Genomic DNA, 24,722 nt, shown 5'->3' with positions numbered 1-24,722 from the left:
ACCCAGAATCTATGAAATTTCTATCAAAAGTCTCTTACTCCCTAGACGATAAAATCGCAGTAGATGAGTTGCTCAGCGGGGTGGAAAACCCTGACGATATTGCTTGTCTTATTTGCTACTGCACAGAAGAGTATTCGACACTCGCTGTGCAGAGATATTTCGTAGATGCTCTCCCGAACACTCCCATACATGGCTGTACTACTTGTCACGGCATTATGACCGAAACTGGTTTTCATTCTGGTCCAGTCATTGGCGTCCTCATTATTCATGACTCGGGGATCAACGCCTATGGTACGGGAATCGAACATTTCAGCGACTCCATAGACCGCAGTACCTTCAGCGCGATAGACAAAGCACTCAAGAACGCCAACCGAGAAGGTGAAATTCCTGATCTTATCTTGCTGCATTCCACACCGGGTAACGAAGAAAAGGTGATGGCGGCTATCGATAAGAAATTTGGTACTGAAGTGCCAATTATTGGTGGCAGTGCTGCAGACAACCAGGTTTCCGGAAATTGGAGTATCTTCACCGAAGAGTCGCTGTCTATAAATGGTGTGTCTTTAACGGTAGTGTTTGCGTCTCAGTCCATCTATTCCTCTTTCAGCGCGGGTCATACGCCTACGCGGTATTCAGGCACCGTTTCCAAAGTAAGAAACCGAATTTTGTTGGAGATAGACCACAGGCCAGCCGTCACCGTTTACAACGAATGGACTAATTTCCACTTAGATGGCAGTGATGATGGCTACATATTCGAAAAGTCGTCAGTCTACCCATTAGGCAGGAAAGTCGGCTCTTCTTACGATTACCCATATTTCAAATTGTCTCATTCGATCAGAGAGACGGAGTGTAATGGGATTGAGCTGTTCACAGACATCAGTGAAGGCGACACCATCTACCTGATGCAAGGGTCTAAGCAGCAGTTGATTAGCCGCGCCGCGAATATCATTCACTCCTCATACTACAACGACATGGATCTTGAAGAGAAACTAGGGGCGATCAATATCTTTTGTGCAGGCCCAATGTTGAACCTTAAACAAGATATGGATGAGGTTTGTGACCAAATAAATCAAGCACTTAATGGGCTCCCATACATATGTCCATTTACGTTTGGTGAACAAGGCAGGCTCTCTGGTGGCGAGAATGCACACGGGAATTTAATGGTATCGTCTGCAACGTTTTATAGGTTGAAAAAGTAATGGGTTCTGAAGGTCAAGAAGCGCTGCAAGAAGCACGTATTGAACTGCAAAAACTAAAAGCCCGTGAGCGAAAGCTGGCTGAAGAGAACAGGGTGATCTTATCAACCATCTCTGCGATCAGTAAGGCAAGTAACATATCTGAGATATTCTCCAGTCTCGAGTTCGTGCTCAAAAAATACATTAAGTTTGATGACTTTATCGTGGTATCAAGGGTAGGGAACGAAGGCAGTTTCAAAACCCTGCTAAGCAATAACAAAGTCTTCGAACAGATGAATTGGAGTGATTGTGGCAAGTTATCTCGAGTGATCAATGGAGAATGCGCCATCCTTTTTGAACCCAAGTCTCTGGGTGAATTCAATTCCTTACATCCCATTATCCTCGATCAAATCAACTCTGTTCTAATTACTGGTATCGATAGCGGACTAACACAATCCGTCATCATCTTTATCCACTCGAATACCAAGCACTTTAGTATTGAAACTAAGGCCACACTAAACCGTTTTCGACCGTTGATAGAGCGTGCTGTTTTCGATATTGAGAACAAAGAAAAGCTTGAAGCAACCGTTCGAGAACGTACCGCAGAGCTTGTCACAGCAAGAAAAGACGCAGAAAGAGCCAACAAGGCCAAGTCTGAATTCCTCGCGATGATGAGTCATGAATTAAGAACACCGCTAAATGCCATAATTGGCCTAATAGACACCCTAAAATCCACATCATTGAACGAAGAACAACAGTCTATACTGCTTAATATGAGCACATCATCTGAGCTATTGCTGGCAATTATCAGTGACGTATTGGATTTTTCTAAGATTGAATCTGGGTGTTTCTCGTTGGCTCCTCAATGGAGCAACGTAAGAGACACTGTAACTTTTGTATTATCTGAACAAAAGAAGACAGCAGACGATAAAGGTTTGCCGCTAACAGTAACTAGCGATATCCCTGAAGGTGAACTTCATTACATCGACCCAAGTCGCTTGGCACAGATCCTATTTAATTTGATCGGTAACGCGATTAAGTTCACTGAGCGTGGGCATGTCCATGTTTCTATAAAGTACCAGCAGAGCTCTTTCTATATAACGGTGGAAGACACAGGGATTGGCATTAGCTCGCAACAACTTTCGTCGCTGTTCAGTCCATTTGTGCAAGCTGATAGCACAATCACACGTAGATTTGGTGGCACAGGTTTAGGCTTGGCCATCACTAAAAGACTGGTTGAACTGATGCGCGGGCGCATATCGGTAGAGAGTGAGCCTGGAAAAGGCTCCAAATTCGAAGTACAGTTGCCAGTGCTTACTAGAGTTACGAATAATCTGGCTAACAAAGAAGACGAATCTTCACGAGAGTTAAGAAGCCGTTATTCCGTGTTAGTTGTCGAAGACAATCCAACGAATCAAATGGTGATAAAGTTAATCCTTACAAGACAAGGCCACGAGGTTTTCATCGCAAGTAATGGTGAAGAAGCGATTGGCTTTATTGAAAGAGGCAACGAATCAATAGACATTATCTTAATGGATGTGTCGATGCCGGTCATGGATGGATTAACCACAACCAAATACATGAGAGACGCAAACATCAAAACACCAATCGTTGCGCTAACAGCACACACATCAGTAGAAGACAAATGTTCGTGCTTAGATGTCGGCATGAATGATTTCGTGACCAAGCCAGTAAGAACTAAAGAGATCACAGAAGCAATTGATCGATTAATGCTTGAAGTCTAATAAACGTATTCTTAATCGAAGATTAGGAAATATGTTTATTAGGTATTTTATGGTAAATAGCCTTACTGTTAAATAGAACATCGATTTGGTAGATAAACAAGAGGCAGGGCATCGCACAAAGATACCTGCCTTATAAACACCAAACACCATTTAACATAATATACATAATACGCACCAAAAAGGAGATTGAAATCTGAGAGGTTTCAGGGCCTGTTACTCGCGTAATTTTACGTACAGCGCCGCATGAATCTATCTATTTAATTACTGGCTGGCTTTGACTCCGCGTTAATTGGATTAAATCGTGATGGCTTTATCACATGTCTGCTCAAACTTAATTAAGACTTCTAATTACGGATGCCTCTCCAAAGTTAGTCCAGAGTCTCTGCTGGTTGAGTGTTAAAAGCTATTACCCTGATTTTGCTTACCAAAAGAACCTAGATGATTAACGCTTCCACTAACTCTCGGTCTATTGTCCGTACTACCAATAAACTGAAAAGACTTGGTTACTCTTGTTCGCTAGATTTAACGGTCCCAAAAGACCAAGCGAACTCCCGAATCATCTAGTCTTGTTTACCTATGTTGGCTTGTTCTTCACCAAATTGAATCAACTATCAACGTCATCAGTAACATCCGTACTCGTTTTTCAAACCACTAACTTTGAATTTTCTGATGCCCAACGGTCATTGTTACCAAACTGCGTTGCCATCCAAAACGAACTTCTATAAACGACTTGGCTAATCGTAAGTTACAGTGCAACATAAATTCTATTAACCTCTGTCTGGACTATATTAACTTGTCTCATAACTGCGATAATGACACTTCTATTACCAACAAGTCTTTAAAATCAGATCTTTAGGCTAGTTCTCAATTAGTTAGAGTATCTTTTGTTTGTTAACATATTCTGGAACAGAATAACTTATTATCTTAGAAGGCTTTACATGAAAATCAGTACAATCGCCCTATCGCTATTCACCGCTTTTTTTGGCATCAGCTCGCAGGCGCTTGCTAGTGAAAACGAAAACTCACCTAGAGAGCATGGTCATTTTTATGCTGGTGTTGATATCGGCTTTTATAATGAAACTGAATTAGAATATCGTGGCAGCGCCATTGAAGATTCATCTGATCTATCAGACTTTAGCTATAACTTGGTTGGAGGCTACGAATTCAATACACATGATGTCGTCAAACTGGGGCTAGAAGCCGAGTACCGAAAAATCGGAAAAGTTAGCTATAACGACTTAATGGATATTGAAGGCCATGCTTTCTTCGTAAACATTAAACCAAAGTTTATTGTTGAAGGTGACGTATTAGATCTGTATGTATCTTTATTAGCCGGTGTTGGCTCTATGGATATGGAAGCGAAAGCTTTTGGAGTATCAGACTCTAAGTCTGAAGCAGCCTACCAAGTTGGTGCTGAGCTTGGTGCGATGGTAACAGACAACATCGATATCCATATTGGTTACCGCTATGCAAACGTTGAAATTGAATCCATCGATGTGTCACCTCAAACCGCTTACCTAGGTGCAAGGTACCACTTCTAAACTTGATTCACTCGTAGGCTCAATACTACTAAAGCCGTCCTTTTAAAGCTCGGCTTTAATTTTGATCACCTATTTCCCTACTCGACCTCTACTTTGACAAGACAATTCAACCATAAATAAAGTTACGTTGTATCTTCTGTAAAAAGTTACAACTTGAAAGCTTTGCCCTAACGCAAAATAAACCACTTTAACAGGCTACTATTTCGTGTTTAAATTTTGATCTATCAAACAGTTATACGAATAAATTTGGTGATTAAGCAATCAAATGCTATGCATTCAATCCTTAAAAATAAATTAAAGTGTTAACATCAGGCAATTTTGTAAACTAGGTGTTTGATATGTTGCCTAAACTTTATAAGTTCAGATCACTCCACGACAGAAACATACAATCTATTTCCGAGTGTTCGTTGTGGTTTGATTACGCTAAAACTTTTAATAACCCTTTTGAATCTAACCACGCATTCAACAAAGAGCTTCAACAAAACTTTAAGATCATGTGTTTCTCTCAGTCGAACGACCACCCAATACTATGGTCGCAGTATGGTGACAACTTTAAAGGCATGTGTATCGAGTATGATCTCAACTGCTATAACGGTGAGGCCAATCTCAACTGTTTTGAAGTCCAGTATGAAGACGAACCGAATATGTTCCGCCCGGCATCGCTAAGAGGTTTACAAACATCAAGACTGGGAGCTGAGATATTCAAAATTAAGCATTCTAATTGGCGTTATGAAAAGGAATACCGCTGGGTATTACCTGATGACGAGATGATCGGAAATAAACTCTACCTTAATAGAGAGTGCCTAAGCTCGGTGATTCTGTCAGAGCACGCTCCTGCCGACAGGAAATTGAAAGTTCTGATGACTTGCCAGCGCCTTGGTATCCCTGTTAAACACGCAATAGCAAAGCAAGAGTCGTTTACCTTCGAAGTGGTCAGTTAAGTAGAGTGTAATCCTACTGTTTAGCGCCAAAACAAGACATTCACATAAAGTTACAGCGCAACAAAAAAGAGAGCGACATTAATGAGACTCTCTCTTTTTATTACATGTTCACCGTAAGCTTTCCCAATCCTTTATCTTGCATCTGCTCAATCGTCGCGATAGACATTTGAACAGTTGAAAACCAATAAGGTCGGTGCTTAACGTTAAATAGTTCACTATTATCTAACGCCTCGAAAACAGAATATTTTCTACCTTGAGCCAAAGCTGCACCATAAACCGTTCGCTCAAGTACTGGAATGTCATTCACTTCCTCTAGAAGTGCCCTCTTGATGAACTGATTTCCAGGGCTCCAATCTATAAATTCAACGAGGTTTTTTAGTAGCTTAAGCTCTAGCTGCTCGACCATTGATTCAAGAAACTGTGTGTTTGGCATCACCTCAGTACAAGCATAATATTCGTCATGCTTGTCACTTGCTTCACGATAACCAAGCATCGTTTTTACCAATGCGTCTTCAAACGTTGAAGAAAAGTGGTTACAAATTAAAAAAAAAGGCAGAACTCTCAACACACCAAGTAAAATGCCTACGTTAGGATCTTTAACCGACGTTTCTTGAAGTCGAATTCGAGTCGCATTTGACGTCACGACCAAGTGTTGCCAAACCTTAGGTGTGATGTGTTTAATGTTGCCATCATTCCACTTAATCAGCTGTTGACTCATTAACAATGGGAACAATAAACGACAATTTTCTATTCCTATTTGTCGTGCTGCAACTTTTGGATCGAGAATTACCTTAGATTTCTTTCCATATTTATCTGCAAACTCTTGATTGGAAACAAACTCGATTAAACTTGAGCTCAATGGCCTACTTTTCGCGGATATTTCATGGAGTTTGGAAAAGTTTAAAGATGGCGAATACGCAACACTAGCGAACTGATTGTAATCGGGTAAGTCTGAAAACAACGAACTTATTAAGGTACCTTGAAGCTTCTCAAGCATTAGCGCAGAAGCGGCATTGCTGACATCATCGATAACGTATCGTAAGGTTTGTTGCTTCGCGTCGACTTTTTCACGATGAGCATTGACTCTATCCTGCTCGCAGCGCAATAAAATACGTTGATTGTGAGATATGCGGTCAGATTCATCAAATATGACACTATCACAATACCTATTTTCCAAACTTAGTAACGTGTCTACTGTAGATTGTGCGAGCTTATATTCAGGTGAGATTAACCATCGATTAAAGCGAGCTTCAACATTGATTGAGACCTTCCTTGAGATCTCAACTACTTCAGGGGTATAACTTTTATTTGCTAACAACAACCGTGACTTTCCTTTGCCGTAAATGCTCTTGTATCGGCATATCCTGCCTTTATAACAAAACTAATATTAATAGAAATTAGAGATTGGTTCACGAAATTGTTTCAATAAAATTAAGGATATTTAGTTATAGTGCGTTGAGAGTGGCTAGTGTGTGATATGTAGCCGGATATACTTTTCTGGAAAGCTGTATTTGAACCTTTTCTTCGTCGGTAGGTGTTTTTTCGCCTGCTTGCAAACTTTACTATCTCCAGACGTTCTCACCTTTTTGATTCTTGCATAACCTTTAGAGTGCTTCATCTCAATCATCAGATCGCAATAACCCTCGAAATCAACATTACTCTTGTTGAGCCCTTTCATGACGGTGACTTTTATCTTTTTAGCTACAGGATTAACCAATGCATCGTCGGGAAAAGCGACTGGGGATAAAAAACATAATAGTAATACTAGATATCTCATACTGCTCTCTCTTTGTTGAGGGTGAGAACAGTATGCGGAGATTTAAGAGAAATGAAGGATTAACTTAGTATGAGGATTGACCAGCTAACGCGTAACTCTCAACGATTACGCTTTCTTTGAGCCTTTAGACTTAAAACCATTATGCGGGAACACGTTACGAATACGTTGCTGTACGTTTTTAGGAACATCTTTAGTGAACTTGAGATTGTAACCAGAACGTTTTGCATACACTTTTAGCTCGCCTTTAAAGGTATTGTTATGACCAATCTCTTGAAGGTTGTGTTTAAAGCTCGGTGGAAGATGCCCTTTAACTTGTTCGATCGCCCCGTCGCTAAATTTAATTTTCAATACCGGTCGGTCGACTGCTACTAACCAAAAAACTAATACCGCACCGATTAAGATTACGTACATCATAATGTCACCACTACTGTTGATGGTTATTTATCGTCAGAAAGGAGCTTGCTTAAGTCTTCTTTGAGGCTAGTCACCGTCTTGCTGGCCTGCTCACTACGAGACGCTTCGCTAACCAAATACTCGATGGCATCTGAGAGCGTACAACCTAGCTCGTTCGCACGTTGAGATAGCTTTTCCCATACACGGTAATCAAGGTCGATTGATTTCTTCTTTGTATGAACTTGTTCAGCATTGAAGTGGCGTTTTCGCTTAGCTCTGATCGCTTGTTTAAGCTTGTTATCGAGCTCAGGAGACATGTTGTTAGATATCCACTCAGGGACACCTGTAGGTTGGTGTTCAAGCTTCAATAAGGCTTTAACAGCAACGTCAGCTTCGCTTGAATCTATGTGGCAGGTGATCGACTCGCCTTCTTTCCATTTTTTGACCAGATAGTTCCATTTCCAACCACATTCCAAGTTTTCAAGTTGCTGATATTTCATGTCTAATCTCGAGAGTTAATCCTAGTGACAGCGTAACCCAAAATAGGCTATTTAACAATTATGATCTTGAAAGAATAGACCAAGATCATACTTATATTAGCTTAGTGATTAGTAACTACAACATAGAGCTACAAGCGAGATCGGTTTTTCTATATACTCCCTACCTCATTATCATAATCAGAAACTTAAATGACTCAAGTAGATTGGCGACATGTTACGCCTCAGTACGACGAATATAGCGCTCAATTAGAGCAATTCCCTGACATCTCGCCTTTCCCGTTTTCAGATATTCAACATAGATTCAAAGATGCGCTAACCCGCTTTGTCCGTTTGTCTAACCTTTCGCGTGTTTTACTTGTAAACGCTCCAGACAATTCGATCTATCGTCAAATGATTGTTGAATCTCTAGTCACTGCTTTAGATGATCACACTCTACCGGTTATAAAAACTGAGTCTTTAAATGCTGTCTCTCTGTTTGACCAAGTTCAGTCAAAAGACGGTAAGGTTGTAGCGACAAAGCCCGGCCTACTGGCTAGAGCAAACAACGGCTATCTGATCGTTTCAGCAAACTTGATCTTGGCCAACCCAGGAAGCTGGTTACTGCTTAAATCAGCACTGCTTGGTGAAGTCGTAGAACCAATCAGCAGTAATCCAGAGCACTTGAACCAATCCCCGACTTTGCCTTTGACTTACAACATTAAGTTGATTGTGGTTGGAGACAGAGCTCAACTAGGTGACCTTGATTACCTGGACAGCGATATTCAAACCGGTTTTTGCCTATTTAGCGAAATTGAACAAGATATCAAGCTCTCTGAAGAGACTTTGACTCAATATCTTGGTTACCTTAAGTGGCTTCAACAACGTTATGAATTGCCAACCATCACGCAACAAGCGTTGACTGGCATTCTTACTGCCGGAGCAAGAGAAACCGAAGATCAAAGCTATATCCCACTGTGCCCTATTTGGCACAACGCGTTATTGAACGAAGCTTTGATTGAAGCCGACAATGGTGAGATTGATATTCACCATATCCAGCAAGCTCAACAGCACAAATACAACCGTGAATCTTATCTACCAGAACGCGCCCTTGATGATATTCGTGATGGCCAAGTCATTATCGAAACTGAAGGTGAACAAGTTGGTCAAGTTAATGGATTGACGGTCATCGATGTACCGGGACACCCAATATCGTATGGTGAACCTGCACGAATTTCCTGTGTTATTCACTTTGGTGATGGTGATATTGCCGATGTTGAGCGCAAAGCCGAGCTGGGTGGTAATCTTCATGCTAAAGGCATGATGATCATGCAAGCATTTGTGAGCAGCGCACTAAACCTTGAAGATCCGTTGCCATACGCTGCTTCTGTTGTGTTTGAGCAATCGTATTGCGAAGTAGACGGCGATAGTGCTTCTCTTGCTGAGCTTTGTTCTCTGGTGAGTGCTTTGTCTGAATACCCTATCAATCAACAAATTGCGGTTACAGGTGCAGTTGACCAATTTGGACGTGTGCAAGCTGTTGGCGGGCTAAACGAGAAAATCGAAGGCTTCTACCATGTGTGTAAGCACAACGGCTTAACAGGCGAACAAGGTGTGATCCTTCCAAGATCGAACTTAAGGCATCTTGCACTAAAGCCTGACCTTATTGAAAGCATTAAGAATGAAGAATTCCATATTTGGTCTGTGTCTAATGTAGACGAAGCAATTCCTCTCATTATGAACAAGCCATTTAGAGACGATGAACAAGAAAGCGTTCTGAGTAAAATCGCGGAACGTATTGAAAACTTTGAAAGACATGAGCACCCTATTGGAATCGTTGGACGCATTAAAAACTGGTTTGTCTAGTACTGATCGGACTTGTTTAGCGTACACCTGTTCACTAATATGCACCTATCAAAAATCGGAGTAATTGATAATGCAAAACAAACGTGATTCTTACACTCGCGAAGAGCTTCTAGCATCAAGCCAAGGCGAACTATGGCCACAAGGCCCTCAACTACCAGCACCGAACATGCTAATGATGGATCGCATCACTAAGATGTCTGAAACTGAAGGTGATTACGGTAAAGGTTTAGTTCTTGCTGAGCTGGATATTACTCCTGACCTATGGTTCTTCGATTGTCACTTCCCGGGTGACCCAGTAATGCCTGGTTGTCTAGGTCTTGACGCAATGTGGCAGCTTGTTGGCTTCTACCTTGGTTGGGTTGGCGGCGAAGGTAAAGGCCGTGCTCTAGGTGTTGGCGAAGTGAAATTCACTGGTCAAATTCTACCTACTGCGAAAAAAGTAACTTACGAGATCCACATGAAGCGTGTTGTTAACCGTCGTCTAGTTATGGGCCTTGCGGATGGTCGCGTACTTGTTGATGGTAAAGAGATCTACGTTGCTAAAGATTTGAAAGTTGGCCTTTTCCAAGATACGTCAGCATTCTAATCTAATAGTTAGATTTTTAGTAAAGCAGCCCATGGCTGCTTTATTTTCGTTCCAATAAGTTTAGTTATAGTGCATTAAAGTATCCCGTATTAAGCTTGAAACAGGATAAATCCACCAGCGATACGCTTATGATAGCGAAACTAGAATGCTACATAGCTCTGGGAGTCTTTGTGTTGTTCTGAAACTAACAAGGCTCCAGCCGTTGTAATCAACAGACAATGGAGCCCTGACCTTGAATTCTTTACGCCCTATCTACTTATAGAGACCTGATTGCTTGTCATCTTTGGCGTCACGCCATCCACCTAACCAATAAGACCGAGAATCCATTTGGCTATATGGGCAAGCTTCTTGCGACCGTCCATTTAAACCAGCCTTGTAGCCTTGAGATTGTGCTCGTTCTAGTCGATCACGCTTTTGTCTCTTCATAGTGCAGTCCTCATACGGGTGTTACATTTACTAACATACAATGATTACAACTTTACGGAGTTTTTGTGACTCCAACTTTAAGAATCGGTCAAATTTTCACTTTTCTCAAGGTGAAAAAAAGCCCGAGTTCAGAATTGTGAACTCGGGCTCAGGAGATAAAATTATTTAAATTTTCTGCGGAACCCTAATAGACCAAGCACAGTCAAAGTTAACCAACCTAGGCTACCACCTTGGCGCTCAACTTTCTCGGTGTCGGTGCTACGAGTTACTACGCTATCAATGTCAGAGCCAGTGTCATACCTTGCTCCCTTGATTGGGATAAGCTTAACAGCTACAACCTTTTCGACTGCGTTAGATGAGGCACCACCACAGTATGAGTTGTGTGATGTTGTGTCATAAGGCTTATCATTACCGTCGACTGTACATTTGATAGCCGTTGCTGAAATCACGCCAGCATCATTGATATCCGTCGCATCAATGATTCTAAATTGGTTATTGTGACTAGACGCATCACCATCATTTGTTAAGTCATCTAACCACCATGCTTTACCACCAAAAATATCAACACGGCGTTCATCAGTTGAAGACGGGAGATCGTAAGGGTAAATAAAGCCTCTGTGTCTTCTTTCGCTGCCATCGACTTCACGCGTCGTTTCCGCATCGATCTGGCCAACAAGTTCATTGTAATTATTTACCGCTTTAGCTTCACCGCTTGAGCCACTGAAGAAGATACCGCCAGACAAATACGTTGCTGTTGGGTTTTTAGCATCCGTTACAATAAAAGGCTTATTACCGGCACTACCATTTTCAGGAACATAACCGTTACGTTTTGAATATCCAACTGCAAACAAGTTGTCGTTAATATCGGTTGCTACTGAGTTACTGTATCTAGCATCATCGTTAGATGAACCAGACTTAACCTCTGCACCGCTAATAACTTTCGTTGACCAAGAGCCTGAAATGTCTAATGAATCACTAACAAAAACACTTGCGTTCATGTCTTGAAGGTCGCCATTCCCATCTACAGTGTTGTAACCGACACCATAAAAGATCGAACTCGACTCAACAATTGAACGCATACTGCCTTGAGCAAAATAATCGCCTTGTTGGGCATTACCACTTCTGACCCAATCAATTTCTTTTGTTGTTGTGCCACCCCAAATTGCCGCTTTAGAAGCAAACGCCTTATCTGGTTCAGAAGTGTCAGTCGGATCAAACTCTTCAGAGATACTACCTACATTGTAAACGGTACCGTTGCTTGCCGTTATCGCTTTCCAAGCACGAGTTTCTGAAGCTCCAGTTGGCGCCGCTGTCGTCGTAAACAATGCATTATTGCGAATATCATCTTTGGATTTGATCCCCACAGGTTGGGCATTCTCATCTAAAGAATTGATTACCGTATTGCGAGTTTCAAAAGTATCCCCACCTTCAACAAACGCTTTCGCATTTACGTGAGTAAGGTCATTTCTTTCCTTACTCCAAGTGTCATTCCAACGGTTTTCAGCCCAACTTTCACATGTAGAATATCTCAGCTCTCGATAACAATAGTTTTCGAAATCATCACGCTCTTGAATGTACTGAAATGGTGCATCCATTGCGAATGGTACTTCTTCACGATAACTTACCGCTTCAAGCGTATCGCGAGTCTCACCAGCAAGTTTAAATGCACTATCGGTACAGTTGGTTGCAGCTGAATCGAAGCAACCTAACGCAAGCTCATTCGTTCCGTCTGTCGCAACACCAGGTTGAATCGCCACACCATAGATTTCAGAGGCACCTGTAATTGAAGGAGTGACTTCAACGACCTTGTAAAGCGCAGCGTTGGCATTAGTTGCAGCCAAAACTAGGGCTGCAACAGTTGTTAATTTGAATTTAGTACAAGTCATTATTACTTCTTAACTTTCCTGTTGTAGTGCCTCGAGCTCTTCCCAGCGCTCAAAAGCAACTTCAAGCTCCTGCTCTGCTGCAGATAGCTTATCTAATACTGGTTGTGTCTGCTCTACAGATTTTGAAAAGAAGCTTGGATCGTTGACTTCTTCCTGAAGAGTTTCAATTTGAGTTTCCAATTCTTCCAAACGCATTGGTAACGCTTCTAGCTCTCGTTGTAGCTTATACGATAACTTCTTAGGTTTAGCTTTAACTGGTGCAGTTTTGGGAGTTTCCTCAACTACTTTCGCTGGCTTTGATGGCTTTTCAACCTGTCGGTACTCTAATGCTTGCTTTCTTTGCTGCTGAGCATCGTGGTAACCACCAACAAATTCTTCAATAACGCCATTACCCTCAAAGATCCAACTTGTCATCACTGTGTTATCAACAAACTGACGATCGTGACTCACTAAAAGCAGCGTACCCTGATAGTTGGCAAGCAAATCTTCTAAAAGTTCCAAAGTTTCGATATCTAGATCGTTGGTTGGCTCATCGAGAATCAACAAGTTGTTCGACTTAAGGAAAATACGCGCCAATAACAGACGGTTTTTCTCACCACCAGATAGTGCTTTAACAGGAGTGCGAGCACGTTTTGGAGAGAATAAGAAATCTTGTAAGTAGCTTAGAGCATGACGCTCACGGCCACCTACGGTCACTTCTTGCTTACCATCCGCGAGGTTATCAATTACAGACTTCTCAGGGTCTAGAATTTCGCGGTATTGGTCAAAGTAAGCGACTTCAAGCTTAGTGCCACAATGCAAACGACCTGAATCAGGCTTAAGCTGGTCAAGAAGCAGTTTAAGTACCGTACTCTTACCACAGCCATTCGGGCCAATTAGAGCGATACGATCACCACGCATGATATTGAAGCTGAAGTCTTTAACAATCTCTTTGCCTTCGAAGCCAAAGTTAATGTTTTCAGCTTCAAATACAATCTTGCCTGAACGCTGGCCATCGTCGATTTGGATAACGGCTTTGCCCTGCACTTCTCGACGGTTTAAACGCTCTTCACGTAGCTTCTTAAGCGCACGCACACGGCCTTCGTTACGAGTACGACGAGCTTTAATGCCTTGACGAATCCAAACTTCCTCTTGAGCAAGCTTCTTATCAAATTCAGCGTTTTGCATTTCTTCTACACGAAGCGCTTCTTCTTTCTCAACAAGATAGTTTTCGTAATCACCCGGGAAAGAGCTCAATTTACCGCGATCAAGATCGACAATACGTGTTGCCATCGATTTAATGAACGCACGGTCATGCGAGATAAAGATGATTGAACCGCGGAAGTCTTTCAGGAAACCCTCTAACCATTCAATGGTCGCAACATCCAAGTGGTTAGTCGGTTCGTCAAGTAGAAGCACGTCAGGGTCACATACAAGCGCACGAGCAAGCGCCGCTTTACGTTGCCAACCACCAGATAAATCAGTCAGCTTTGTTTCAGCTGTCAACTTAAGTGCAGCCAATACGTTGCTTACGCGATCTTCAAAGCGCCATGCATTCGCATGATCCAATTGCTCTTGAACACGAGTAAGACGATTTAGGTTCTTTTCACTAGGGTCAGTACCGATGAGATCCAGAAGATCATGATAGATCTTCAGCTGTTCACCGATTTCCGCTAGGCCACCAGCAACGTAATCATAAACGGTACCTTGCTCATTGCGCGGTGGATCTTGCTCAAGGCGAGATACAACCACATCTTGTGTGATTTGCATCTTGCCGTCGTCCATGATGATGTTCCCAGACAGGATTTTCATCAACGTAGACTTACCAGCGCCATTGCGCCCTACTAAACACACACGTTCGTTTTCTTGCAGTGCGAAGTCCGCACGATCTAATAACGGGTGATCGCCAAACGCTAATTGCCCATTATGAATTGTAAGTAATGCCATTCTTCTTTAACCAATCATTAAGTTCTAACAAGCCAAATGGCCAGTTAAGCTCTGAGCTTTGAGAAAGATCAGAGCTTTCAAATTTGAGCACCGGAATAGTGACCCCGTAACGGGAAAAGAGCTCATCATCGAATGCAATGTCGACAACGTTGACGTGATGGCTAATATTTAACTGTTCCGTGAGTTGGAATGCCATCTCACATAGATGGCACCCTTCTGTACTGTAGAGAGTCAGCACTATATATCCTTATACAATCTCTTAACTACTTGTGAGTAATCAACCAGCAGTTATGAATGTGCTTATTGCGAGAGAAGTCCAATGGAAGTGTCTTAGCAGAAATGTTCTGAGCCTTAAGACCTAATTCATCCAGAGCTTCCAAGTCCATTTTGAAGTGACGCTTGTTGTTAGAGAACACAATCGTGCCTTCTTCAGGAAGAAGACGCTTAAGGTTTTCCATCAATTGAATGTGATCACGCTGAACATCAAAAGATTGATCCATACGCTTAGAGTTTGAGAACGTAGGTGGATCAATAAAGATCAGGTCGTAAGAACCCTGCTCTTTAACCAACCACTGTAAGCAATCAGCTTGCACAAATTGATGTTGACGACCAACACGGCCATTAAGCTCCATGTTCTGTTTTGCCCACTCAAGGTAGGTATTAGACATATCAACCGTTGTTGTAGAACGAGCGCCACCTACAGCAGCATGAACAGATGCACTGCCTGTGTAAGCGAACAGGTTTAGGAAATCTTTACCTGCGGCCATCTCACCGATACGACGACGAGTGATCTTATGATCTAGGAACAAGCCTGTATCTAGGTAATCATGAAGATTAACAATCAGCTTAACGCCGTATTCGTTCACTTCTAGGTTAGATGAGTCTTGAGCCATCTTCTGGTATTGAGAACGGCCTTTCTGCTTCTGACGAACCTTAAGAACCACATTGTTTGCTTCAACGCCCGTTACTTGAATAGAAGCACGGATGATATCGGTTAAGCGACGTTTTGCCTTCTCTTCCGGAACATCTTTAGGCGCTGCGTATTCTTGAATCACAAGGTGACCTGGGTATACGTCAATCGCTACATTGTATTCTGGTAAGTCAGCGTCGTAGATACGGTAACAATCTAATTGCTCTTTCTTAGCCCACTTGCCAATTTTACCGATGTTCTTTTTAAGTCGGTTTGCAAAGTCAGGAGCAATCAGCTGTTCTTGCTCGCCCGTTGGACGTTCTGACATCGGACGATCTGAAATTGAGTAGTTCTTTTGGTGACACGGTAACGCACCGTTATTCAATTTGAACTGTTTGTCTGCACGCATGCGTAAGCAGCTAAGTAGTTCGTCTGAACTAGAGAAGATAGACGCGTTACAACCGCCAAATTCAGCTTTAAGCTGTGCGCCGAATGCCGTGTACAGTGCAATTAGGCCAGGCTCTGTACCCAGACGCTCACCATAAGGTGGGTTAGAAACAATCACACCATCAACAAATTCTGTAGGGCGTTTAAGCTTTGCAGCGTCACCTACTTCGAATTCAATCAACTCTTCAACACCAGCACGACGAGCATTGTCGCGCGCTGTTTTGATCATGCGTTCATCGTTGTCGTAACCATAGAACTTACATTCTACTTTCTTAACGCCACGACGACCTTGAACGTTCGCTTCAGCTTTAACTTCAGCCCAAAGCTCTGGTTCGAAATCTTCTAGTGATTCAAAACACCACTTCTGGCGTTTAACACCAGGAGCCATGTTTGCAGCCATCATTGCCGCTTCAATCACTAACGTACCTGAACCACACATAGGGTCTAGGAAAGGCTTAGTTGCATCCCAACCACTACGGAGAAGAATCGCTGCAGCAAGCGTTTCACGCAGAGGTGCGCGACCTGATTCTGGACGGTAACCACGTTGATGAAGACCGCTTCCCACCATATCAACACCAAGAATCGCTTTATCACGGTGTAGACGAACGTGAATACGAACATCTGGGTTCTCTTTGCTGATAGAAGGACGAGGCAAAGACTTCTTCTCGAAGCAATCAACAACGGCATCTTTTACTTTCATCGCACCGTATTGGCTGTTACGGATTTCGTTGTTCGTACCATTAAAGTCAACAACGAAACGCTTAGAGCTATGGAATTGATTTACCCAGTTAACCGCAGTGGTTGATAGGTACAAATCCATGTCGTCCATACAAGTGAATTCAGAAAGGACACGTACAAATCGAGAAGCCAAACGGCTCCACAAACAACAACGATAAATTTGCTCATTGGTCGCTTTGAATTTAACACCTGCTTGAACAGGTTTTGCGTTTGTAATCCCTAGTTGGGTTAGTTCTTCAACTAATAAATTCTCAAGGCCGTTTGAGGTAACCGCTAGATATTGATTCATAGTGTTCTTTTATTGATAAAAATGAGTTCGATTATACCTGAATTTGTAACTAGAGCATCACACTAAACACGTCTTTTCATTGAATCTTTCGACTAACTGGCTAGCAAATGCACAGTCTTGAAGCGATCGCTTACCCACATCCCCTTAGAACATAAGACCTATCAAACCAACTTCATTTCTGACCACTTATTAACCAAAGTAGCAATGTGAATTTATATTCACCTCAAAACTGGTATATACCAAATGAGATTTATGGATGAAATTTAACTACAAAAGACCAAAAACAGGGAATAAAGACGGTAGATTTACTCTTCTGGCGATGAAAACGGGCAGAAATTAAGGTGAAAAAATAGTCGTAAGTTCACTATTTAAATGGTTAAGCCGTGATGTATTTATCAGGATGAGGTTTTTTAGGCACAAAAAAATCGGCTAATGAGCCGATTCTGAGGAAGGTTTATACGTTTGTGTGCTGCGATGCGTGGTTGAAATGATGTGCTAGATTAGAGGTTAACCTACCATCGCTATGTGTGTCTGATGAAGGATAGCGTTCGCGTCTACCATTCTATCGTGCATCACCTTGATTGAGTCTCCAAATCGCAGTCCTTTTGAAGGTGTAAGCAGAAACTCTTCTAGGTCGACAAATGCACATAGGCTCGCACACTCTCCCACTTCTAATACAATGAAATACCCTAAGCTATGCTCGTTATTCATTTGTACGATATCCCCTTCTTGAGGGTATTCGTGGCCAGCGCCCTGTGAGTCGAAGAACCAACTCTTAGGCTGTACAGGCTTGTGGAAACGCTTTGCTGCCACACAATAAAGCGCGAGTTCAGCTTGACGAGGCTCAGACAGTTCTAAGCCAGAAATTTGTTCTTTGAAGGTTTGGTATGAAGATGCGTCATCAACGGTGAATTCATTATCTCGAAACGCGCAGTCCACCAGCTTATTGCGGACCAGATTCGTTTTGAAAATCATATCCTCTCCGAGGTTTAGCATTAATGAACATTGCTGCTCATCGTAATACCAACTCCATGTATCGCTAGGTTTAAGCATCATTTCGTCTCACACTGTTGAACCATTCCATTAGGTAAAACGCAAAATTACCTTCAATTACAGTAATTTTACTGAGCAATAGGCAAAAAAAAAGAGGAAATGAATTCCTCTTTCTTGTCGCTTTTCTCTACAACTCAGTGAGTTACAGTGTCTCTTTTATTAAGACGATGCCAGATTGTCGCTTTTCAGAAATAAAAGCGTCTTGCCGTTTAAAGATTTTTAACGATGTCACCTACAAGGCCTGGACCTTTGTAAATGAAACCAGAGTAAACTTGTACAAGCTTAGCGCCTGCCATCATTTTCTCTTTTGCAGCAACATACGAATCAACACCACCTACCCCGATGATCGGCAGTTGGTCACCAAGCTCTTGATAAAGTTTACGAACTACTTCAGTACTACGAGATTGAACAGGACGTCCACTTAGGCCACCCGCTTCATCATAATGTTTCATACCTTCAACGATTGAACGATCCAATGTCGTGTTTGTTGCGATCACACCATCGATCTTATTTTTGATCAATGATTCACAAATTTGGCGAATTTCGTCGTCGCTTAGATCCGGAGCAATCTTAAGAGCAAGAGGAACATATTTACCATGCTTCTCTTCCAGTTCAGATTGTTTCGTTTTAAGTTCAGACAATAGATCGTCTAGAGCTTCGCCGTATTGTAGAGAACGAAGTCCTGGAGTGTTTGGTGAAGAGATGTTCACAGCAATGTAACCAGCGTATTGATATACCTTCTCCATACAGATCAAGTAATCTTCAGCGCCCTTTTCAATTGGTGTGTCTTTATTCTTACCAATGTTAATGCCTAAGATGCCATCGTAGTTCGACTTCTTAACATTCTCAACAAGGTTGTCGACGCCTAGGTTGTTAAAACCCATGCGGTTGATGATACCTTCAGCTTCAACAAGACGGAATAAACGAGGTTTGTCGTTACCCGCTTGCGGACGTGGAGTCACTGTTCCTACTTCTACGAAACCAAAACCCATTGCGCCAAATGCATCAATACATTCGCCGTTTTTATCTAGGCCAGCAGCAAGGCCAACTGGGTTTTTAAAAGTAAGACCCATGCACTCTACAGGTCGGTGAGGTAATTGTTGGCGATACAAAAGATCAATAGGTGTGCCTGTGAAGCGCTTGAAATTTTGAATTGCAAGATCATGTGCCTTTTCGGCATCAAGTTGGAAAAAGCCAGTTCTGGCTAGACGGTAAAGCATTGTGCCTCCGATAGAAAAAAGCCCCGTGTAAACGGGGCGCTATTATTTACTTATTTACCCAACTATTCAATCTATTACTGTCTGTAAGGGTAAGATAATCAAGTTTGCTAACGAATGAGGTTCATTATTAAGCAAACGTTATCGTTTCTTCAAGTTATTAAGCCATTTCTAATCTCAACCTTAGTACAGCCATCAGGTCACTTAACAACAAACAACGTTTGCGTCGAAGTTTGTTCTTCAAAAGTCGTTAGGCCTATTGTTTCCACTTTACCGAAACGAAAAAGGCAGACCTTTTGGCCTGCCCTTATACTTTTTCGTCTTATCTAGTAACTAGTCTTTTGACATGCAGTTTAGATTCAACAGCATCAATTCACGCAGTGCTACTGAGAATTTAGCAAACTCATGAACAGAACCTACTTTGAATTCGTTTAGGATGCTTTCCCAACGATGTAGAGAAACAGAGTTACTTTCCATCCAGTCATCAAGCGCTTTAATCACATCGATATCTGAAGCACAACCACAGTTAAGTACTTGACCAGTTAACTGGCGTTGCTGCCAATCCAGATCTTCTCTGAATGCTGCACGCGCCAGTGCTTGCCAGTTGTTGTCTATAGCTTGGCCATTGATTTGCTTCAAGAACCAGTGCAGTGACAAACGGTCGCCTAGGTTGAAGTAAAGCTTAGACGCTTGCTGTACTGTTTTACCTGTTTCACGAGCCACTGTAGATATATCCAGTGCTGAGTACAGGCTAGACAAACGAGCCACTGAATTAGCCAGCTCAGCGTTTACACCTTGGTCAATCCATACTTGAGCCATTGCTTGATGCTCTTCTACTTCTGAAGCCACTAGGTTTTCATCCAGCTTCTCAGTAATTGCGACGACATCACCTTGGTAAAGCTCAATCAATGCATTCACTGACTGTTTACCGGTACGGTTTCTTAGCAACCAGCGTGCTAGACGACGAAGCGTACGACGTACATGGTAAAGCAATTCGTATTGAGCTTCAGAACTTGAGATGTTGTCCAGTTCACGGATGCTCTTCAATACCTTACCCAGGCCGTAGATTTCACGTGATGCCGCGTAAGCATTCGCAATATCAACAATGTTCGCGCCCGTCTCTTCTTGCAAGCGAGTCACGAAGTTACAGCCCATCTCGTTAACCATTTGGTTAGCAAGCGCAGTCGCAATGATCTCTGCACGAAGTGGATGGTTATCCATGTGCTGAGAGTAGTTACGGCGTAACTCTGTTGGGAAGTATTGCATCAGTTGTTGAGCATGGAACTCATCATTCGCAATGTCATCACTCACAAGATCTTCTTTTAGAACCATTTTACCGTAAGCGATCAATACTGATAGCTCTGGTCTTGTTAGTGCTTGGCCCTGCTTCTCACGTTCTAGCAGCGTTTCGTCATCTGGGATGTATTCCAAACCACGGTCTAAGTACCCGGCTTTTTCCATTGTGTGGATAAAGCGGATTTGCTCTTTCACTAAGCCTACACCTTGATGCTCAGTAACAGAGATAGACTCAGCTTGGCAGTAAGCGTCGTCTAGTACGATTTCACCTACTTCATCTTCCATAGATTCAAGAACTTGGTTACGTTGCTTAACGGTAAGATCACCATTAGACACCAAGCCATTCAAGAAGATCTTAATGTTAACTTCGTTATCCGAGCAATCTACACCACCAACGTTATCGACAAAGTCAGTATTAACTCGACCGCCCGTTAGAGCGTATTCAATACGACCCAATTGAGTCATACCCAAGTTACCGCCTTCACCAACAACCTTAGCTTTCAGGTCACGGCCATCGATACGTAGCACGTCATTTGCACGGTCACCCACATCGGTATGAGTCTCACTAGAAGACTTAACGTAAGTACCAATACCGCCGTTCCAAAGTAGATCAACTTTCATAGACAAGATCGCTTTGATCAAGTCGTTTGGTGCCATTGATGCTTTCTTGGTACCCAGCATTTTCTGAATTTCAGGTGTCAAAGAGATAGACTTCGCTCGGCGAGAGAAGATGCCACCACCTTGAGAAATCAGGTCTTTATTGTAATCTTCCCAACTTGAACGAGGCAGATTAAACAGACGGTCACGCTCTACCCAGCTTGATGCTGATTCTGGATTCGGGTCAATGAAGATGTGCATGTGGTTAAACGCAGCTTGCAAGCGAATGTGCTTAGATAGCAGCATACCGTTGCCAAATACGTCACCCGCCATATCACCCACACCAATGGCAGTGAAGTCTGTGCTTTGACAGTTAATACCCATTTCGCGGAAGTGACGTTTAACCGATTCCCAGCCACCTTTCGCCGTGATACCCATGGCTTTGTGGTCGTAACCGTTAGAGCCACCCGATGCAAACGCATCACCTAGCCAGAAGTTGTACTCTTCAGCTACTGAGTTCGCTAGATCTGAGAATGTCGCGGTGCCTTTATCGGCTGCAACAACCAAGTATGGGTCATCTTCATCGTGACGAACAACGCTCTTAGGTGGGATAACCTCACCTTCAATGATGTTGTCTGAAACGTCTAGCAATGCACGGATGAAGCGCTTGTAACAACGTTGACCTTCAGCAAAGATCTCGTCTCGGCCAGACATCATGTGTTGACGCTTACAAACGAAACCACCTTTAGCACCAACCGGTACGATAACCGTGTTCTTAACTTGTTGCGCTTTAACTAGGCCTAGAATCTCAGTACGGAAGTCCTCTTGACGGTCTGACCAACGTAAACCACCGCGTGCTACTTTACCGCCACGTAAATGCACACCTTCAATGTCTGGTGCGTAAACGAAGATCTCAAACGCAGGAACCGGCGCAGGGATATCTGGAATCTCGCTTGGTCTCATTTTCAGAGCCAACCAAGGTTTAGACTGCTTATTCTCGTCTACTTGGTAGTAGTTAGTACGAAGCGTTGCAGTGATCATTTCCATGTAGCGACGAATGATACGATCATCATCCAAGCTTTCTACATGATCCAACTGTTCAGTGATCTTCTTAATAAGATCTTGTTGGCCTTTTACGCTGCCCTTCAGTTTCGGGTCAAAACGCTTGCCGAATAGGCTCACTAGCCCTTTCGCTAATTCTGGGTAATGAGACAATGTGTCTTCAATGTATTGTTGGCTGAATGGGAAACCAACTTGACGCATGTAACGAGCATAAGCACGTAAGATTGAGATTTCACGGCCAGAAAGACCAGCGCCAAGTACTAAGCGGTTGAAACCATCGCTGTCTAACTCACCCGCCCAGATTGCCGCAAAGGCTTGTTGGAAAAGATCGCGAGCTTCACGAAGATCAATGGTCTTATCGCTCTTGTGCAGCATAGAGAAATCAAGGATCCAATAGGTCACACCGTTGGTTTTACGCACTTCATATGGAGATTCACCGATAACGCGTAGGCCAAAGTTTTCAAGCATTGGCATAACATCAGAAAGGTGAATTGGCTCATCGCTGTGGTAGAACAACTTCAAACGAACGGCTTTTGAATCTGCCGCTTCTTCTTGAGGACGGTAGAAAAGCATACCCAGTTTGTTGTCTTCACTTAGCGCTTCTAAACGTTCAATGTCGGCAACAGCAGAACCTGGCATCATGTCTTCTTTGTACGAACGTGGGAATGCACGCATGTACTCTTTCGACAATGGAAGACCTTTGCTTTCACCGAAGTTTGCAATGATAGATTCAGACAGACGGTCATCCCACGTAGACGATACTTCCATTAAATTTTGCTCAATTGTTTTCACGTCCACATCCATGTTGTTGTTATCAACACGAACAATATAGTGCGTTCTTGCTAGCGGGCTTTCAGAGAAGTACGTTGTAAATTCAACCTCTTCTTCACAACCAAAGTACTGTTTCAAGATGCGCTGTGTTTGGCGACGAAGCTCAGTGTTGTAACGATCTTTTGTCACGTAAACCATGCAGCTAAAGAAACGACCAAACGGGTCTTTGCGAACAAACAGACGCAGGAGATCGCGATCTTGCATTTGAACCACACCGGTACCCACTTCAAGTAGCTCTTCTTCTCGTGCTTGAAGCAGTTCATCACGTGGGTAATTTTCAAGAATGTTGTGCAAAGCTTTGTAAGAGTATGAACCCTCACGGTAACCACTCGCATCTAAGATTCGCTCTACTTTCTCACGAACAAGAGGAATCGTTTCAACGGTTTGGTTATAAACGGCAGATGTGTAAAGACCAGTAAAGCGGTGCTCACCAATGACCTTACCGTTCTTATCGAACTTCTTAATACCAATGTAATCATTGTAAGCTGGGCGGTGAATGCGTGAAGCCGTGTTGCCCTTGGTTACGATAAGAACATAAGGCTTTTTCGCTTCAAGGCGTGCCGAATCAGAAAACTCAGATAACTTAACGTTACGTACACGGTCTGAGTTCGCAAACAAACCAAGACCTTGCTCCTTGGTCGGTTGCAGCTCAGTGTCGCCGTTAACTGAAACTAGGTCATATTCCTTATAACCCATGAATGTAAAGTTGTGTTGGCCTAACCAACGAAGAAACGCCAACGTTTCATCAAAGCGCTGGCCGTCTACTGGAATGCTCTCTTTTTGCTGTTCAACTTGATTGGTCACTTCTTCAAGTCTTTCAACCATCTTCAACCAATCGTTCACGACTAAGCTAGTGTCGGTAAAGATATCCAGCAACTCCGTTTTAAGTGCTGTCATTTCAGCTTTACTACTCAGACGGTCAACTTCGATATGGAAAAGCGATTGGAATGCACCTTCGTTATTGCTTACACCGACAACACTGCCCTTATCTGAGCGAGAGATTTGTGTTGGGTTATGAAGCATAAGGTGAGAAGAAAGGTCTAGGCGAGTCAATGCCATTTTTACGGAATCAACAAGGAATGGACTGTCTGGAACGACTATCTCAACGATAGTATGAGTAGACTGCCAACCTTGACGACTTACCGTCGGGTTGAATACGCGTACAGAGATTTCGTCGGCTTTCTTTTCATTGATGTGATGCCATAAGCTAACTACAGCACCATATAAATCGGATTCGTTTCTCTGAGTTAGATCGTCGTGAGAAACGTTACTAAACAAGTGTTGAGCAAGTTGAGTTACGAGAGGTCGATGAGCAAGGTCAAGTTTGTCTTGAATCAGCTTGTAAACTTTTTCAAGTAAAACTGGAACCACAGTTTCACGTGCGGTCATAGTCACACTCCACAATTAGAATTATATTTTATTATTAGGGGGATCACTTAATCTGGTGTTTGAAACGTGCCGTTGAGCGCTTTTCTACTAACGAGTTAAGCAAAGGTAATGCATTCATTTATTGTAAAAGCATTATTGAGAAATAGTTAATTGTTTTG

General features: G+C 42.6%; 18 protein-coding genes. 6 read left to right on the top strand and 12 right to left on the bottom strand.

Annotated features, from left to right (window positions below; genetic code table 11):
• The first annotated feature begins 11 nt into the window (after positions 1 to 11).
• From AB4307_RS16355 to AB4307_RS16340, 4 genes are all read left to right on the top strand, one after another.
• Positions 12 to 1,196: an FIST signal transduction protein gene (locus AB4307_RS16355; RefSeq protein ID WP_372132557.1), complete on the top strand. Its 1,185-nt coding sequence runs from the start codon at positions 12 to 14 to the stop codon at positions 1,194 to 1,196.
• Entirely contained in the window at positions 1,196 to 2,917 is a 1,722-nt protein-coding gene (locus tag AB4307_RS16350; protein WP_372132554.1) for an ATP-binding protein, read from the top strand. The genes AB4307_RS16355 and AB4307_RS16350 overlap by 1 nt, the downstream gene beginning before the upstream one ends.
• Positions 2,918 to 3,855: 938 nt before the next feature.
• Positions 3,856 to 4,458, top strand: a complete 603-nt coding sequence (locus AB4307_RS16345) for a porin family protein (RefSeq protein ID WP_017059668.1) — start codon at positions 3,856 to 3,858, stop codon at positions 4,456 to 4,458.
• 338 nt (positions 4,459 to 4,796) lie between these two features.
• Positions 4,797 to 5,399: a DUF2971 domain-containing protein gene (locus AB4307_RS16340; protein WP_017059669.1), complete on the top strand. Its 603-nt coding sequence runs from the start codon at positions 4,797 to 4,799 to the stop codon at positions 5,397 to 5,399.
• Between the two features lie 100 nt (positions 5,400 to 5,499).
• Here the strand turns inward: AB4307_RS16340 and AB4307_RS16335 are convergent, their stop codons facing one another.
• The 4 genes from AB4307_RS16335 to matP all read right to left on the bottom strand — a co-directional run bounded on the left by AB4307_RS16335 (position 5,500) and on the right by matP (position 8,069).
• Positions 5,500 to 6,720, bottom strand: coding sequence for a hypothetical protein (locus AB4307_RS16335; protein ID WP_372111311.1), 1,221 nt, complete (start codon positions 6,718 to 6,720; stop codon positions 5,500 to 5,502).
• A gap of 144 nt (positions 6,721 to 6,864) precedes the next feature.
• Positions 6,865 to 7,176: a hypothetical protein gene (locus AB4307_RS16330; RefSeq protein ID WP_017059671.1), complete on the bottom strand. Its 312-nt coding sequence runs from the start codon at positions 7,174 to 7,176 to the stop codon at positions 6,865 to 6,867.
• Between the two features lie 105 nt (positions 7,177 to 7,281).
• On the bottom strand, positions 7,282 to 7,590 hold the full coding sequence (locus AB4307_RS16325) for a DUF3634 family protein (protein ID WP_017059672.1): 309 nt from the start codon (positions 7,588 to 7,590) through the stop codon (positions 7,282 to 7,284).
• Positions 7,591 to 7,613: 23 nt separating this feature from the next.
• Positions 7,614 to 8,069 carry a macrodomain Ter protein MatP gene (matP, locus tag AB4307_RS16320; RefSeq protein ID WP_102321156.1) on the bottom strand — a complete coding sequence of 152 codons (456 nt, stop codon included), beginning with the start codon at positions 8,067 to 8,069 and terminating at the stop codon, positions 7,614 to 7,616.
• 189 nt (positions 8,070 to 8,258) lie between these two features.
• Between matP and AB4307_RS16315 the strand changes: the two genes are divergently transcribed.
• A complete protein-coding gene (locus AB4307_RS16315) occupies positions 8,259 to 9,911 on the top strand; it encodes an AAA family ATPase (RefSeq protein WP_102321155.1) in 1,653 nt (550 codons plus the stop codon).
• A gap of 70 nt (positions 9,912 to 9,981) precedes the next feature.
• Complete coding sequence (gene fabA, locus AB4307_RS16310) at positions 9,982 to 10,497, top strand: bifunctional 3-hydroxydecanoyl-ACP dehydratase/trans-2-decenoyl-ACP isomerase (protein WP_017059675.1); 516 nt, start codon at positions 9,982 to 9,984, stop codon at positions 10,495 to 10,497.
• Positions 10,498 to 10,749: 252 nt separating this feature from the next.
• On the opposite strand, the gene rmf is transcribed toward fabA, so the two are convergent.
• The 8 genes from rmf to AB4307_RS16270 form a co-directional block, all read right to left on the bottom strand.
• Positions 10,750 to 10,923 (bottom strand): ribosome modulation factor, encoded by a 174-nt coding sequence (gene rmf, locus AB4307_RS16305; protein ID WP_017059676.1) that lies wholly within the window; start codon positions 10,921 to 10,923, stop codon positions 10,750 to 10,752.
• 161 nt (positions 10,924 to 11,084) lie between these two features.
• Positions 11,085 to 12,809 (bottom strand): DUF3466 family protein, encoded by a 1,725-nt coding sequence (locus AB4307_RS16300; protein WP_102321154.1) that lies wholly within the window; start codon positions 12,807 to 12,809, stop codon positions 11,085 to 11,087.
• Between the two features lie 9 nt (positions 12,810 to 12,818).
• The gene (locus tag AB4307_RS16295) at positions 12,819 to 14,735 is read right to left on the bottom strand and encodes an ABC transporter ATP-binding protein (RefSeq protein ID WP_372132223.1); all 1,917 of its coding nucleotides are present in this window, start codon (positions 14,733 to 14,735) and stop codon (positions 12,819 to 12,821) included.
• Positions 14,713 to 14,973 carry a glutaredoxin family protein gene (locus AB4307_RS16290; RefSeq protein ID WP_019823251.1) on the bottom strand — a complete coding sequence of 87 codons (261 nt, stop codon included), beginning with the start codon at positions 14,971 to 14,973 and terminating at the stop codon, positions 14,713 to 14,715. Before AB4307_RS16290 ends, AB4307_RS16295 begins: the two co-directional genes overlap by 23 nt.
• A gap of 25 nt (positions 14,974 to 14,998) precedes the next feature.
• Positions 14,999 to 17,119, bottom strand: a complete 2,121-nt coding sequence (rlmKL, locus tag AB4307_RS16285; protein WP_372132550.1) for a bifunctional 23S rRNA (guanine(2069)-N(7))-methyltransferase RlmK/23S rRNA (guanine(2445)-N(2))-methyltransferase RlmL — start codon at positions 17,117 to 17,119, stop codon at positions 14,999 to 15,001.
• A gap of 507 nt (positions 17,120 to 17,626) precedes the next feature.
• On the bottom strand, positions 17,627 to 18,175 hold the full coding sequence (locus tag AB4307_RS16280; protein ID WP_055318434.1) for a cell division protein ZapC: 549 nt from the start codon (positions 18,173 to 18,175) through the stop codon (positions 17,627 to 17,629).
• A gap of 206 nt (positions 18,176 to 18,381) precedes the next feature.
• A complete protein-coding gene (gene pyrD / locus AB4307_RS16275) occupies positions 18,382 to 19,392 on the bottom strand; it encodes a quinone-dependent dihydroorotate dehydrogenase (RefSeq protein ID WP_372132547.1) in 1,011 nt (336 codons plus the stop codon).
• A gap of 330 nt (positions 19,393 to 19,722) precedes the next feature.
• On the bottom strand, positions 19,723 to 24,564 hold the full coding sequence (locus AB4307_RS16270; RefSeq protein ID WP_017066961.1) for an NAD-glutamate dehydrogenase: 4,842 nt from the start codon (positions 24,562 to 24,564) through the stop codon (positions 19,723 to 19,725).
• Positions 24,565 to 24,722 lie beyond the last annotated feature (158 nt).

Origin of the sequence: Vibrio sp. 10N.261.52.C2 (assembly GCF_041471425.1) — a bacterium.
Classification (GTDB): domain Bacteria; phylum Pseudomonadota; class Gammaproteobacteria; order Enterobacterales; family Vibrionaceae; genus Vibrio; species Vibrio crassostreae_C.
Note: the sequence above shows the minus strand (reverse complement) of the source record. Positions and strands in the feature narration are given on the sequence as shown.

Coding starts and splice junctions, on each gene's coding strand:
- AB4307_RS16355 (WP_372132557.1), top strand. CDS start 12: ATGAAATTTCTATCAAAAGTCTCTTACTCCCTAGACGATAAAATCGCA.
- AB4307_RS16350 (WP_372132554.1), top strand. CDS start 1,196: ATGGGTTCTGAAGGTCAAGAAGCGCTGCAAGAAGCACGTATTGAACTG.
- AB4307_RS16345 (WP_017059668.1), top strand. CDS start 3,856: ATGAAAATCAGTACAATCGCCCTATCGCTATTCACCGCTTTTTTTGGC.
- AB4307_RS16340 (WP_017059669.1), top strand. CDS start 4,797: ATGTTGCCTAAACTTTATAAGTTCAGATCACTCCACGACAGAAACATA.
- AB4307_RS16330 (WP_017059671.1), bottom strand. CDS start 7,176: ATGAGATATCTAGTATTACTATTATGTTTTTTATCCCCAGTCGCTTTT.
- AB4307_RS16325 (WP_017059672.1), bottom strand. CDS start 7,590: ATGATGTACGTAATCTTAATCGGTGCGGTATTAGTTTTTTGGTTAGTA.
- matP (WP_102321156.1), bottom strand. CDS start 8,069: ATGAAATATCAGCAACTTGAAAACTTGGAATGTGGTTGGAAATGGAAC.
- AB4307_RS16315 (WP_102321155.1), top strand. CDS start 8,259: ATGACTCAAGTAGATTGGCGACATGTTACGCCTCAGTACGACGAATAT.
- fabA (WP_017059675.1), top strand. CDS start 9,982: ATGCAAAACAAACGTGATTCTTACACTCGCGAAGAGCTTCTAGCATCA.
- rmf (WP_017059676.1), bottom strand. CDS start 10,923: ATGAAGAGACAAAAGCGTGATCGACTAGAACGAGCACAATCTCAAGGC.
- AB4307_RS16300 (WP_102321154.1), bottom strand. CDS start 12,809: ATGACTTGTACTAAATTCAAATTAACAACTGTTGCAGCCCTAGTTTTG.
- AB4307_RS16295 (WP_372132223.1), bottom strand. CDS start 14,735: ATGGCATTACTTACAATTCATAATGGGCAATTAGCGTTTGGCGATCAC.
- rlmKL (WP_372132550.1), bottom strand. CDS start 17,119: ATGAATCAATATCTAGCGGTTACCTCAAACGGCCTTGAGAATTTATTA.
- AB4307_RS16280 (WP_055318434.1), bottom strand. CDS start 18,175: ATGATGCTTAAACCTAGCGATACATGGAGTTGGTATTACGATGAGCAG.
- pyrD (WP_372132547.1), bottom strand. CDS start 19,392: ATGCTTTACCGTCTAGCCAGAACTGGCTTTTTCCAACTTGATGCCGAA.
- AB4307_RS16270 (WP_017066961.1), bottom strand. CDS start 24,564: ATGACCGCACGTGAAACTGTGGTTCCAGTTTTACTTGAAAAAGTTTAC.